The sequence below is a fragment of the Hydrogenophaga sp. PML113 genome (genome assembly GCF_001777155.1).
GTDB lineage: Bacteria > Pseudomonadota > Gammaproteobacteria > Burkholderiales > Burkholderiaceae_C > Hydrogenophaga > Hydrogenophaga borbori.
The window spans coordinates 493,623-507,059 of the sequence record NZ_MIYM01000002.1; the positions used below are offsets into that span (position 1 = coordinate 493,623).

The window sequence follows — 13,437 nt, forward strand, 5'->3', positions numbered from 1 at the left end:
TTCACTGCCCCCCGAGGGGGTACAGCCCCCCCTTGGGGCGGCCCTGCGGAAGGCCTGACATGGAACTCACCGTCAACGGCGCCAAAACCTACTGCTACACCGGCGGCAAGCCCTTCGACGCCGCCCAGCCCACCGTGGTCTTCATCCACGGCGTGCTGAACGACCACAGCGTCTGGATCCTGCAGAGCCGCTACCTCGCCCACCATGGTTTCAACGTGCTCGCCGTGGACCTGCCGGGCCACGCGCGCAGCCAGGGCGAGGCGCCGGCCAGCGTGGAGGCGGCGGCCGATTTCGTCGCCGCGCTGCTGGACGCCGCCGGCGTGCAGAAGGCCGCGCTGGTGGGCCACAGCTGGGGCTCGCTGATCGCGCTGGAGGCCGCGGGCCGGCTGAAGGAGCGCATCACGCACGCCGTGCTGGTCGGCACGGCCTACCCGATGAAGGTCTCGCCGGCGCTGATCGAGGCCTCGCTGAACCAGCCCGAGAAGGCGCTGGCCATGATCAACGTCTTCAGCCGCAGCACCCTGGCCGCGCCGCCCTCGGCGCTGGGGCCGGGCACCTGGGTGTACGGCGCCAGCATGGCCCTGGGCCGGCGCGTGCTGCGCAGCAACCCGAAGGTGAACGTGTTCCACCGCGGCTTCGTGGCCTGCGACACCTATGCCCACGGCGAGGCCGCGGTGAAGGCCCTCACCTGCCCCGTGCTGTTCCTGCTCGGCGCGCAGGATCAGATGACCCAGGCCAAGGCCGCGAAGCCACTGATCGACGCCGCCCAGGCGGCCGGCAAAACCGTGAAGGTGGTCACCCTGCCCGTGGGACACCACCAGATGACCGAGACCCCCGACGCCACGCTGTTCGCGATCCGCGACTTCCTCCAGGCATGACGATCACCGCCGACCACATCACCCCGCCGATGGGCGACGCGCGCGCGCAGGCCATCGCGCAGGCCTTCGACCTGCGCGCCCTGCCGCCCGACTTCTTCACCAACCCCTACCCGGTGTACCGCGCGCTGCGCGAGCAGGACCCGGTGCGCCGCATGCCGGACGGCTCGGTCTTCCTCACGCGCTGGGCCGACCTGGCCGCCGTCTACCGCGATGCGGCCTCGTTCAGCTCCGACAAGCACGTGGAGTTCGCGCCCAAGTACGGCCTGGGCACGCCGCTGTTCGAGCACCACACCACCAGCCTGGTGTTCAACGACCCGCCGCTGCACACGCGCGTGCGCCGCCTGATCATGGGCGCGCTCACGCGCCGCGCCATCGCCGACATGGAAGCCGGTCTGATCGAACTGGTGGACCGCCTGCTCGACGGCATCGCCGTGCACGAGGGCGGCGACCTGATCGAGGATTTCGCGTCCGCCATTCCGGTGGAGATCATCGGCAACCTGCTGGGCGTGCCGCACGCCGAGCGCGGGCCGCTGCGCGACTGGTCGCTGGCCATCCTGGGGGCGCTGGAGCCCACCATCACCCCCGCCCATGCCGAGCGCGGTCACCGCGCCGTGACCGAGATGTGCGACTACCTGCGCATCCTGGTGGCCGCGCGCCGCCAGGCCCCGGGCGACCCGGAGCGCGACGTGCTCACGCGCCTGATCCAGGGCGAGGCGGACGGCGAGCAGCTCAGCGAGGTGGAGCTGCTGCAGAACTGCATCTTCCTGCTCAACGCCGGCCACGAGACCACCACCAACCTGATCGGCAACGCCCTGGTGGCGCTGCAGGAGCACCCCGCGGTGCGCGAGCGGCTGCTGCAGCGCCTGGGCGGCGAGGACGAGGTGGCCGTGCTGGACCGCGCGGTGGACGAGTTCCTGCGCTACGAATCGTCCAACCAGCTCGGCAACCGCCGCGCGGTGAAGGACGTGAGCATCGGCGGCGTGGACCTGCCCGCGGGCACGCTGGTCACGCTGTGCATCGGCGCGGCCAACCGCGACCCGGCGCAGTTCGCCGACCCCGAGGCGCTGGACATCGCGCGCGAGCCCAACAAGCACCTGGCCTTCGGCTTTGGCATCCACCAGTGCGCCGGCCTGAGCCTGGCGCGGCTGGAGGGCCGCATCGCCATCGGGCGCTTCCTGCACCGCTTCCCGAACTACCGGCTCACGGCCGCGCCCACGCGCGGCGGGCGGGCGCGCTTCCGGGGGTTTCTGGCGGCACCGTTCGCGGCGGGCTGAGGCGCGCCGAGCCTCAGCGCAGCGCCATCGCCTCCGGCAGGGCCTCGGCCACGGTCATCCCCGCCCAGCGGCTTTGCTCCCACAGGCGCGCCGTGGGGCCCTGGCGCGCCAGCAGCAGGCGCTCCATCAAGGGGCCCAGCGCCGTGTGGTCGGGGTCGATGAGCAGCACGTAGCGCTCGCCCTCCTCGTCCAGCCGGCCCAGCCAGTCGAGCGCGACCAGCGCCGCCACGGGCTCCTCCAGCTGCAGGGCCTCCACGCGCAGGGAGGCGGCCAGCGCCTCCAGGCTTTGGCCGCGCGGCGCCTCGGCGCGCGCGGCGCCGAGCTGCGCCAGCACCTCCAGCGCGAGCTGGAAGTTCCAGCCCGGCGAATCGCCGCGCCGCGCCACGCCCCGCAGCAGGCTCGGCAGGTAGGCCGCGATCACCGCGCCCAGCAGCACGATCACCCAGGCCAGGTAGATCCACACCAGCAGGATGGGCGCCGTGGCGAAGGTGCCGTACAGCACCGAAAAGGTCGGCACCTGCTTCAGGTACCAGGCCAGCAGCTCCTTCGCCAGTTCCAGCGCCACCGCGGCGAAGAAGCCGCCCGCCAGCGCATGGCTCCAGCGCACGCGCGTGTTCGGCACGTAGCGGTACAGGGCCGCCAGGCCGCCGGTCACCAGCAGCAGCTGCAGCGAGTCGAGCAGGAAGCCCAGCGGGGCGGGCAGCGCCGCCGCGTGGCGCGCACTGCCGATGGCGTAGGTGGTCGCCGCCGTGCTGGCCGTCAGCAGCAGCGGCCCCAGCGTTAACACGGCCCAGTACACCAGGATGCGCTGCGTCACCGGGCGCGGCTGGCGCACGCGCCAGATGTCGTTGAGCTTGCGGTCGATGGTGAGGATCAGCGCCAGCGCCGTCACCAGCAGCGCCAGCGCGCCCGCGCCGCCCATCTGCGTGGCCTTGGCCGCGAACTGGTTCAGGTACATCAGCACCGGGCGGGCGATGCTCTCGGGCACCAGGCTTTCGACCAGGTTGCGCTGCAGGTTGCGCTGCAGGCGATCGAACATGGGAAAGGCGCTGAAAATGGCCAGCGCCACCGTGAACAGCGGCACCAGCGAGATGGTGGTGGTGAAGGTCAGGCTGCTGGCGGTGATGCCCAGCCGGTCCTCGCGGAAGCGCTCGCGCAGGGTGATGGCCGTGGTGCGCCAGGGAAAACGCAGCGCGCCGTGCCAGGCGTCGCGCGCCAGTTCGCGCAGGGTGTCGAGGCGCTCGGACAGGGTCATGCCGGTATCATGCCAGCCTCATTTTTCGCCCCGCCCGCATGCCTTCCATCGACTCCACCACGGCTTCGCGCGTGGCCTTCACCCGCCGCCTCGCGGTGGCCTGCCTCGTCGGCCTGATCGTGCTGGGCCTGGCCTGGGAACTGTGGCTGGCGCCGCTGCGCGAAGGCGGCTCCTGGTGGGCGCTGAAGGTGCTGCCGCTGACCCTGCCGCTGGCCGGCCTGCTCAAGAACCGCATGTACACCTACCGCTGGCTCAGCCTGCTGGTCTGGCTGTACTTCACCGAGGGCGTGGTGCGCGCCACCAGCGGCGAAAGCGCCCTGTCCACCGCCCTGGCCGCCGGGCAGACCCTGCTGTGCCTGCTGCTCTTCGTGGCCTGCGCGCTGCACGTACGCATCCGCCTGCGCGCCGCCGGCCCCGAGGCCGTGGCGGCCGACGTGGCCGCCGCCAACGAGGCCGCCGAGCGCGCGGCCGGCCAGCCATGAGCGGCGCCTTGCTGGCCGCCCTGCGCGAGGCCGTGGGCGCCACCCACGTGCTCACGCGCGACACCCACGACCTGAGCGCCTACGAGCGCGACTGGCGCCAGCGCGCGCACGGCCACGCGCTGGCGGTGGTGCGCCCCGGCGCCACCGCCGAGGTGACCGCCGTGGTCCGCGCCTGCGCCGCGCACGGCGCCAGCCTGGTGCCCCAGGGCGGCAACACCGGCCTGGTGGTGGGCTCGGTGCCCGACGGCAGCGGCACCCAGGTGGTGCTGAGCCTGCAGCGCATGAACGCCGTGCGCGCCATCGACCGGGCCAATCTCACACTGACGGTGGAGGCCGGCTGCGTGCTGCAGTCCGTGCAGCAGGCGGCCGAGGCCGAGGGCCTGCTGTTCCCGCTGAGCCTGGCGGCCGAGGGCAGTTGCACCATCGGCGGCAACCTGGCCACCAACGCCGGCGGGACCCAGGTGCTGCGCTACGGCAACGCGCGCGATCTGTGCCTGGGGCTGGAGGTGGTGACGCCCGATGGCGAGGTCTGGCATGGCCTCACTGGCCTGCGCAAGGACAACACCGGCTACGACCTGCGCGACCTGTTCGTGGGCAGCGAGGGCACGCTGGGCGTCATCACCGCGGCCACGCTCAAGCTCTTTCCGCCGCCCGCGGCCAGGCTCACGGCCTGGGCGGCCGTGCCCACGCTGCAGTCCGCCGTCGATCTGCTGGGCCTGGCGCAGCAGCGCCTGGCCGCCGGGCTCACCGGCTTCGAGGTGATGGGCCAGTTCGCGCTCTCACTGGTCGACCGGCACATGCCTCCATTGCGCGTGCCCCTGTGGCGGGAGTCGCCGTACTGCGTGCTGCTGGAAAACAGCGACAGCGAGGGCGAGGACCACGCCCGCACCCAGTTCGAAGGCCTGCTGGAGGCCGCCATCGAGCGGGGCCTGGTGAGCGACGCCGTGGTGGCCGAGTCCATCGCCCAGGCGCATGGCCTGTGGCACATCCGCGAGAGCATCCCGCTCGCGCAGGCGCAGGAAGGCCTGAACATCAAGCACGACATCAGCCTGCCGGTGTCGCGCATCCCCGCCTTCTGCGACGAGACCGACGCCCGGCTGGCGCGCGAGATCCCGGGTGTGCGCCTGGTCAACTTCGGCCACCTGGGCGACGGCAACCTTCACTACAACGTGCAGGCGCCGGCCGGCGTAGATGCCAAAAAGTTCCTCCAACAGGAGGAAACGCGGGTCAACCAACTGGTGTTCGACGCGGTGGCTCGCTACGATGGTTCGATCAGCGCCGAGCACGGCGTGGGCAGCCTCAAGGTGGAGCACCTGGCGCACTTCAAGGACCCGGTCGCGCTCGCGCTGATGCGCCGCATCAAGCAGGCCATCGACCCCCACAACCGCCTCAACCCCGGCCGAGTGATCCAGTGACACACCTTCGCCACGCGTCGCGCGCCCCCCTCGAGGGAGCGGTGCCCGCGGGCCGGCCCGACCGGCCCCGGGGCGCCTCGCGGCTCGCCCTGGGCGCGCTCGCCCTGGGCCTGCTCGCGGGCCCCGCGCAGGCGGCGGCCGACGCCAGCGAACGCCAGGCCTGGCGCGAACAGGCCGTGGCGCTGGAGCACGGCGAAGGCGTGGCGCGCGACATGGCGGCGGCCATGCGCCTGTACTGCCAGGCCGCGCTGGCCGGCGACGCGCCATCGGCCTGGAACCTCGGCTGGATCCACGCCAACGGCCGTGGCGTGCCGCGCAACGACGGCCTGGCCGCCCACTGGTTCGCGCGCGCCGCCCTGTTGGGCGACGACAAGGCCGAGGCCATGTTCCAGCGCCTTGGAGTGCCCGCCGACAAGCCCGACTGTGTGCGCGAGGCCGAGGCGCGCGAGTCCCGCCTCGCCGCCGACCAGGCCGAGCAGCAGCGCCAGGCCGAGGAGAAGCAGGCCCTGTCCACCGCCTACCGCGCCCACGTGGACACGGCCGAGCAGCAGCGCATCATGAAGATCGTCTACAAGCTCGCGCCGCGCTACGGCCTGGAGCCCGGGCTGGTCTACGCGGTCATCCGCGCCGAATCCAACTTCAACGTCAACGCCCTTTCCGACAAGAACGCCCAGGGGCTGATGCAGCTGATCCCCGAGACCGCGGCGCGCTTCGCGGTCAGCAAGCCCTTCGACGCCGAGCAGAACATCCGCGGCGGCATGGCCTACCTGCGCTGGCTGCTGTCCTACTTCCGAGGCCAGGTGCCGCTGGCCGTGGCCGCCTACAACGCGGGCGAGGGCGCGGTCGACAAGTACGGCGGCGTGCCGCCCTTCGCCGAAACGCGCGACTACGTGCGCCGCATCCAGCGCTTCTTCGCGCTCACCGAGCACCCCTTCGACGCCCGCTTGACGGCGCCTTCGCCCCTGCTGCTGCAGCCGGTATCCGCGCAGCGCTGACGGCAGCGGCGCGGGCCGGTGCACAATGCCGGCGACCCGCGCCACCTCTCCCGCGCCACCCCCATGACCGCCCCCCGCCCCGCCCGCTCCCAATACGAAGACTTCATGCGCCACGTGTTCACCACGGGCGTGCCCAAGACCGACCGCACCGGCACGGGCACCGTCAGCGTGTTCGGGCACCAGATGCGCTTCGACCTGAAGGAAGGCTTCCCCCTGGTCACCACCAAGAAGGTCTTCACCAAGGCCATCATCGTGGAGCTGCTGTGGTTCCTGCGCGGCGACAGCAACGTGAAGTGGCTGCAGGAGCGCGGCTGCACCATCTGGGACGAATGGGCGCGCGAAGACGGCGACCTCGGCCCGGTGTACGGCGTGCAGTGGCGCAGCTGGCCCACGCCCGACGGCGGCCACATCGACCAGATCGCCGAGGTGGTCAAGCAGCTCAAGACCAACCCCGACTCGCGCCGCATCATCGTCAGCGCCTGGAACGTGGCCGACCTGAACAAGATGGCGCTGATGCCCTGCCACGCCTTCTTCCAGTTCTACGTGGCCGACGGCCGGCTGAGCTGCCAGCTCTACCAGCGCAGCGCCGACATCTTCCTCGGCGTGCCGTTCAACATCGCCAGCTACGCCCTGCTCACGCACATGCTCGCGCAGCAGTGCGATCTGGAGGTGGGCGAGTTCATCTGGACGGGCGGCGACTGCCACATCTACAGCAACCACCGCGAGCAGGTGCAGGAACAGCTTTCGCGCGCGCCTTACCCCTACCCCACGCTGCGCATCAAGCGCCGCCCCGATTCGATCTTCGACTACACGCTCGAGGACTTCGAGATCCTGGACTACCAGCACCACGCGGCCATCAAGGCACCCGTCGCGGTCTGAGCGCCATGCCGCGCCTCCACCTGATCTATGCCCGCGCCGCGAACGGCGTGATCGGCAAGGACAACGCCCTGCCCTGGCACCTGCCCGAGGACATGGCGCACTTCAAGCGCCAGACCCTGGGCCACCCGGTGCTCATGGGCCGCAAGACGTGGGACTCGCTGCCGCCGCGCTTTCGGCCGCTGCCGGGGCGCCGCAATCTCGTGCTCACGCGCGATCCGTCGTGGTGGGCCGAGGGCGCCCTGCGGGTGGGCTCGATCGACGAAGCGCTGGCCCTGTGCGCCGACGCGCCCGAGGTCTGGGTGATCGGCGGCGCCGAGGTCTACCGCCAGGCCCTGCCGCGCGCGCAGCGCGTGGTGGTGACCGAGATCGCGCGCGACTTCGAGGGCGACGCCTTCATGCCCGCGCTGGGCCCCGAGTGGCGCGAAACGGCGCGTGAGGCCCACACCGCCGCGAATGGCCTGCCCTTCGCCTTCGTCTGCCACGACCGTGCGGTCGCTCGACCCGATACGCAAAGGCAAGAACCATGAAGCTCGCCACCTGGAACATCAACTCCCTCGCCGTGCGCCTGCCCCAGGTGCTGGACTGGCTCGCCGCCAACCCCGTTGACGCGCTCGGCCTGCAAGAGCTCAAGCTGGTGGACGAGAAGTTTCCGTTCAACGCCTTGAAGGAGGCTGGCTACCACGCCGCGGCCTTCGGCCAGAAGACGTACAACGGGGTGGCGATCCTGAGCCGCACGCCGATCACGGATGTGGTGCGCAACATCCCCCAGCACACCGACGACCAGTCGCGCGTGATCGCGGGGACCCTGGACACACCTGACGGGCCCCTGCGCCTGGTCAACTGCTACTTCGTCAACGGCCAGGCGCCTGGCACCGAAAAGTTCGCCTACAAGATGCGCTGGCTGGAGGCCCTGCACCGCTGGCTGCAGGAGGAGTTGAAGGTGCACCCCCGCCTGGTGCTGCTCGGCGACTTCAATGTCGCGCCCGAAGACCGCGACTCCTACGACCCCGTGGGCCTGAAGGACACGATCCACCACACGGTGGAAGAGCGCCAGCACTTCCAGGCCTTGCTCCAACTGGGGTTGACGGACGCCTTCCGCCTGTTCGAACAGCCCGAGAAGAGCTATTCGTGGTGGGACTACCGCATGCTCGGCTTCCAGAAGAACCGGGGGCTGCGCATCGACCACATCCTGGTGAGCGAGACCCTGCGCGGCCGCGTGACGGCCTGCCAGATCGACCGGCTGCCGCGGAAAAACCCGCAGCCCAGCGACCACGCCCCGGTGGTGCTCACGCTCGGTTGAGCCCCAAGGGATGGATCACTCCATCCCCAGTTCCTGGATCTTTCGCGTGATGGTGTTGCGGCCGATGCCCAGCTTGTGGGCGGCCTCGATGCGCCGCCCGCGCGTGTTCGCGAGCGCGGTCTGGATCAGCCGGGTTTCGAAGCGCCGCGTGAGCACGTCCCACACATCGGTGCGGCCGTTTTCCAGCAAGGCCAGGGCCTCGGCCTGAAGGCCGGCCTCCCAGGCGGCCGGCGCGCTCTCCGCTGGCGGCGCGTCCACGGGGGCGGGGGTGGCCTGAGGCGCCGGCGCCCCAGGCGCCACCATCGCGGGCCCGTTCACGGCCACCGCTTCCGCCGGCCGCGTGACCGGCACCGGCGCGCTGACCACCCCACCCGACACGTCGGTCGCACCGACGGCATGGAGCACCTCGGGCGGCAGGTCCTTGACCTCGATCACCTGGGCCGGCGCCATCACGGTCAGCCAGTGGCAGACGTTCTCGAGTTGGCGCACGTTGCCCGGGAAATCGAAACCGCTGAGCAGCTTGAGCGCCGGCTCGGCGATGCGCTTGGGCTCCACGCCGAGCTGTTTGGCGCTTTGCTGCAGGAAGAAGCGCGTGAGCATCGGGATGTCTTCCCGCCGCTCGCGCAGCGCGGGCAGGCGCAGGCGGATGACATTGAGGCGGTGGAACAGGTCCTCGCGGAACACGCCCTCCTTCACCCGCTGCTCGAGGTTCTGGTGCGTGGCGGCGATGACCCGCACGTTGGCGCGCACCGCGCTGTGCCCCCCCACACGGTAGAAGTGCCCGTCGGACAGCACGCGCAGCAGGCGCGTCTGCAGATCGAAGGGCATGTCGCCGATCTCGTCGAGGAACAGCGTGCCACCGTCGGCCTGCTCGAAGCGGCCGCGGCGCATGGTCTGCGCGCCGGTGAAGGCGCCGCGCTCGTGGCCGAACAGCTCGCTCTCCAGCAGATCCTTGGGAATGGCGGCGGTGTTGATCGCAACGAAGGGGCCGTTGGCGCGCGGCGAGTGCTTGTGCAGCGCGCGCGCCACCAGCTCCTTGCCCGAGCCCGACTCACCCGTGATCAGCACCGTGACCTGGCTCTGGCTGAGGCGGCCGATGGCGCGGAAGACGTCCTGCATGGCCGGGGCCTGGCCCAGCATCTCGGGTGCCGCGCTCAGTCGCTCCTCGGACACCTCCTCGCGCAGGCTTTCGTCGACGGCGCGGCGGATCAATTCGACCGCCTTGGTCAGATCGAAGGGTTTGGGCAGGTACTCGAAGGCGCCGCCCTGGAAGGCCGCGACCGCGCTGTCGAGGTCGGAGAAGGCCGTCATGATGATGACGGGCAGCAGAGGGAAACGCGCCTTGACCTTCTCCAGCAGGTCCAGGCCGGAGCCCCCCGGCATGCGGATGTCGCTCACCAGGATCTGCGGGCCGTCGGTGTCGCCCGGGTCGCTCAGGGCCTTGAGCACTTCTGGCGCGCTCGTGAAACTGCGGGTGGGCAGGTTCTCGCGGAGCAAAGCCTTCTCGAGAACGAAGCGGATGGACTGGTCGTCATCCACTATCCAGATCGGCTTCATGTATCGGTCGTCCCTTCAGTCGCGCAAGTGCGTGCGTGTCGAATCGGTCAGGGCAAAGGGATCAGGATCTTGAAATCCGTCTCCCCCGGCGCGCTCTCGCACTCGATCAGCCCATGGTGCTGCTGCACGAATGTCTGCGCCAGCGTCAGCCCGAGGCCGGAGCCGCCCTCGCGTCCCGACACCAGCGGGAAAAAGATGCGGTCCTTGATCGAGTCCGGCACACCGGGCCCGTTGTCGATGACATGCAATTCCAGTGCCAGCCGGTAGCGCTGCTTGCCAAAGGTGAGCTGGCGGCCCACGCGGGTGCGGAAGGTGATGCGCGCATCGCCCGCCTCGATGCGCTCGGCCAGCGCCTGGGCCGCGTTGTGCGCGATGTTGAGCACCGCCTGTATCAACTGCTCGCGGTCGCCGCGGAACTCGGGGATGGAGGTGTCGTAGTCGCGCACCACCCGCAAGCCCTTGGGAAACTCGGCCAGGATGAGCGCGCGCACGCGCTCGCAGACCTCGTGGATGTTGACGTCGCCCACCACGTGCGGGCGGCGGTGCGGCGCCAGCAGCCGATCGACCAGCGATTGCAGGCGGTCGGCCTCGTGAACGATGACCTGGGTGTACTCGATCAGCTCCTTGGCCTGCAGCTCCATCTGCAACAGCTGCGCCGCGCCGCGGATGCCGCCCAGCGGGTTCTTGATCTCGTGCGCCAGGTTGCGGATGAGCTCCTTGTTGGCCTGGGCCTGGTCGAGCAGGCGCGCCTCGCGCTCCTGCCGCGTCTGCTGCTCCAGGGGCAGCATCTCCACCACCACCTCGCCCGTGCCCTCGGTCTGGGCCACGACGACGTGCACGGACAGCGAGTCGTGGTTGAGGCGGCGCAGGTGGGCGTCGTAGCGCAGGGCCGCGAACTCGTTGTCGCGCGCGCCCTTCAGGGCGTTGTCGAGCAACACGGGTTCGGTGAAGCAGTCTTGCAGCTGGGCACCGGTGATGCTGCGCCGGGACAGGCCCAGCGCGTCTTCCAGCACGGCATTGGCGAAGAGCACGCGGCCCTGGTGGTCCACCACCGCCACGAGGGTGGCCAGCAGATCGAGCGCCTGGAAGCGCGGATGGGCGGCGGGCTCCTTGGGCGCCGCGCCGCGCCGCGCGACGAGGTGGATGAGGGAAGTGGCGTCAGGCGTTTTCAAGCCACCCATTGTGCGGCAGAAGCCGCGGCGCCAGCGCCCTGCCGGCAGGGCTCAGTTGGCGGCGGGTCCCAGGCGCTGCAGTTCGCGCCGCAGGCCGGCCACGTCGCTCTCGGCGCGCGCGACGGCGGCCTTCAGTTCGGCCACCCGGTCAAGGTAGCGCTGGTAGTTCCGGCTCTCGATGCCCTGCTTCTCGGGCTCCCCGTTGGCATAGGCCTTCTGCGCCTCGGCGAGCCGTTCTTCGGCCCGCCGCAGCTCGGTCTCGAGAATGGCGCGAGCGTCTGCGTCGCGGGCGCGCTGCGCGGCGTTGTCCACACGCGGCGCGCTGCCGCTGCCGCCACTGGCGCTGGGATTGCGCGGCGCGGCGGCCGGGCTGGGGCGCGTGCCTTCGATAACAGTGACATTGCCCCCTTGCAGCGGCGTGCAACCACGCTGCTTGGCCACGGCGGCGTTGTTGGTGTATTCGTTGCCACAGCGGTAGATGGTGTCCTGCGCCATGGCCGGCGTGGCCAGCAAGGCCGCCAGGACCAGCGGCAGGCGGGGCATCGGACGGGACGGGACAACGGACACGGAACCTCCAGCAAGGGTGAGCGCGGGGCAGTATGACGCAATTGCCCGGCGAAAGTGCCGGGGGCGAACCCGCAGCGACGTGCGCCCAAGAAAAAGGGACGGCCGGAGCCGTCCCTTCTGCGGATGCGGGCCCGCTCGCGCGGGCCGGCCATCACAGGCTGTAGTACATGTCGTACTCGACCGGGTGAGGCGCCATGCGAAAGCGCGTCACCTCGGCCATCTTGAGCTCGATGTAGGCGTCCAGCATGGAGTCGGTGAACACGCCACCCTTGGTCAGGAAGGCGCGGTCCTTGTCGAGGTAGTCCAGGGCCTGGTCCAGGCTGTGGCACACGGTGGGGACCAGCTTGTCCTCCTCGGGCGGCAGGTGGTACAGGTCCTTGGTGGCGGCCTCTCCCGGGTGGATCTTGTTCTCCACGCCGTCCAGGCCGGCCATCATCAGTGCCGAGAAGCACAGATAGGGGTTGGCCGAAGGATCGGGGAAACGCGCCTCGATACGGCGGCCCTTGGGATTCGCCACATGCGGGATGCGGATGGAGGCCGAGCGGTTGCGCGAGCTGTAGGCCAGCTTCACCGGGGCTTCGAAGCCAGGCACCAGGCGCTTGTAGCTGTTGGTGCCGGGGTTCGTGATGGCGTTGAGCGCGCGGGCGTGCTTGATGATGCCGCCGATGTAGTACAGCGCGAAGTCGCTCAGGCCGGCATAGCCGTCGCCAGCGAACAGGTTCTTGCCGTCCTTCCAGATGGACTGGTGCACGTGCATGCCCGAGCCGTTGTCACCGGCATAGGGCTTGGGCATGAAGGTCGCGGTCTTGCCATAGGCGTTGGCCACGTTCCAGACCACGTACTTCAGCACCTGGGTCCAGTCGGCGCGCTCGACCAGCGTGCTGAACTTGGTGCCGATCTCGTTCTGGCCAGCACCCGCCACCTCGTGGTGGAACACCTCGACAGGAATGCCCAGCGATTCGAGGATCAGGGACATCTCGGCGCGCATGTCCTGCGTGCTGTCGACCGGGGGCACCGGGAAGTAGCCGCCCTTGACGGTGGGGCGGTGGCCGCGGTTGCCGCCTTCCAGCTTGGCGCCGCTGTTCCAAGGCGCTTCGTACTCTTCGATCTCGAACATCACGCGGCCGGGCTCGTTGCTCCAGCGCACGCCGTCGAAGATGAAGAACTCGGGTTCCGGCCCGAAGAAGGCGGTGTCGCCCAGGCCGGAGGCCTTCAGGTAGGCCTCGGCGCGGCGGGCGATGGAGCGCGGGTCGCGGTCATAGGCCTTGCCGTCGCTGGGCTCGACCACGTCGCACTGCAGGAACAGGGTCGTCTCTTCGAAAAAGGGGTCGATGTTGGCGGTGTTCGGGTCGGGCATGAGCTGCATGTCCGAGGCCTCGATGCCCTTCCAGCCGGCGATGGACGAGCCGTCGAAGGCGTGGCCCGAGGTGAACTTGTCCTCGTCGAAAGCCGAAATCGGCACGGTGACGTGCTGCTCCTTGCCGCGGGTGTCGGTGAAGCGGAAGTCGACGAACTTGACTTCGTTGTCCTTCACCATCTGCATCACGTCTGCGACGGTCTTGGCCATCAATTGCTCCTGTATCTGGAAGGGTGGGTTGAAAAGCGACTACGGGGGCGTGACATGCAGTTTCCATGCCATGCAACGGCGCCCTCGGGTGCACGC

General features: G+C 70.1%; 13 protein-coding genes. 8 read left to right on the plus strand and 5 right to left on the minus strand.

The window, feature by feature from the left end:
• Positions 1-59: 59 nt before the first annotated feature.
• Together BHU06_RS05700 and BHU06_RS05705 are read left to right on the plus strand one after the other, a co-directional pair.
• A complete protein-coding gene (locus tag BHU06_RS05700; protein ID WP_070398167.1) occupies positions 60-878 on the plus strand; it encodes an alpha/beta fold hydrolase in 819 nt (272 codons plus the stop codon).
• On the plus strand, positions 875-2,152 hold the full coding sequence (locus BHU06_RS05705; RefSeq protein ID WP_070398168.1) for a cytochrome P450: 1,278 nt from the start codon (positions 875-877) through the stop codon (positions 2,150-2,152). Before BHU06_RS05700 ends, BHU06_RS05705 begins: the two co-directional genes overlap by 4 nt.
• A 13-nt stretch (positions 2,153-2,165) precedes the next feature.
• Here the strand turns inward: BHU06_RS05705 and BHU06_RS05710 are convergent, their stop codons facing one another.
• Entirely contained in the window at positions 2,166-3,407 is a 1,242-nt protein-coding gene (locus tag BHU06_RS05710; RefSeq protein WP_070398169.1) for a YihY family inner membrane protein, read from the minus strand.
• Between the two features lie 38 nt (positions 3,408-3,445).
• Between BHU06_RS05710 and BHU06_RS05715 the strand changes: the two genes are divergently transcribed.
• From BHU06_RS05715 to xth, 6 genes are all read left to right on the plus strand, one after another.
• Positions 3,446-3,889, plus strand: coding sequence for a DUF2069 domain-containing protein (locus BHU06_RS05715; RefSeq protein ID WP_070398170.1), 444 nt, complete (start codon positions 3,446-3,448; stop codon positions 3,887-3,889).
• Positions 3,886-5,304, plus strand: coding sequence for an FAD-binding oxidoreductase (locus BHU06_RS05720; RefSeq protein WP_070398171.1), 1,419 nt, complete (start codon positions 3,886-3,888; stop codon positions 5,302-5,304). The genes BHU06_RS05715 and BHU06_RS05720 overlap by 4 nt, the downstream gene beginning before the upstream one ends.
• Positions 5,301-6,299, plus strand: a complete 999-nt coding sequence (locus tag BHU06_RS05725) for a lytic transglycosylase domain-containing protein (RefSeq protein ID WP_254668119.1) — start codon at positions 5,301-5,303, stop codon at positions 6,297-6,299. The genes BHU06_RS05720 and BHU06_RS05725 overlap by 4 nt, the downstream gene beginning before the upstream one ends.
• Before the next feature lie 63 nt (positions 6,300-6,362).
• Positions 6,363-7,178, plus strand: a complete 816-nt coding sequence (locus BHU06_RS05730; protein WP_070398266.1) for a thymidylate synthase — start codon at positions 6,363-6,365, stop codon at positions 7,176-7,178.
• 5 nt (positions 7,179-7,183) lie between these two features.
• Entirely contained in the window at positions 7,184-7,705 is a 522-nt protein-coding gene (locus BHU06_RS05735; RefSeq protein ID WP_070398172.1) for a dihydrofolate reductase, read from the plus strand.
• A complete protein-coding gene (xth, locus tag BHU06_RS05740; RefSeq protein WP_070398173.1) occupies positions 7,702-8,478 on the plus strand; it encodes an exodeoxyribonuclease III in 777 nt (258 codons plus the stop codon). The genes BHU06_RS05735 and xth overlap by 4 nt, the downstream gene beginning before the upstream one ends.
• Before the next feature lie 15 nt (positions 8,479-8,493).
• Here xth and ntrC read toward each other — a convergent pair whose 3' ends face one another.
• The 4 genes from ntrC to glnA all read right to left on the minus strand — a co-directional run bounded on the left by ntrC (position 8,494) and on the right by glnA (position 13,341).
• Positions 8,494-10,035 carry a nitrogen regulation protein NR(I) gene (gene ntrC, locus BHU06_RS05745; protein ID WP_070398174.1) on the minus strand — a complete coding sequence of 514 codons (1,542 nt, stop codon included), beginning with the start codon at positions 10,033-10,035 and terminating at the stop codon, positions 8,494-8,496.
• A 47-nt stretch (positions 10,036-10,082) separates the two neighbouring features.
• Entirely contained in the window at positions 10,083-11,216 is a 1,134-nt protein-coding gene (glnL, locus tag BHU06_RS05750; protein WP_239478280.1) for a nitrogen regulation protein NR(II), read from the minus strand.
• Between the two features lie 42 nt (positions 11,217-11,258).
• Entirely contained in the window at positions 11,259-11,750 is a 492-nt protein-coding gene (locus BHU06_RS05755) for a hypothetical protein (protein ID WP_070398175.1), read from the minus strand.
• Positions 11,751-11,925: 175 nt separating this feature from the next.
• Entirely contained in the window at positions 11,926-13,341 is a 1,416-nt protein-coding gene (gene glnA, locus BHU06_RS05760; protein ID WP_070398176.1) for a type I glutamate--ammonia ligase, read from the minus strand.
• Positions 13,342-13,437: the final 96 nt, after the last annotated feature.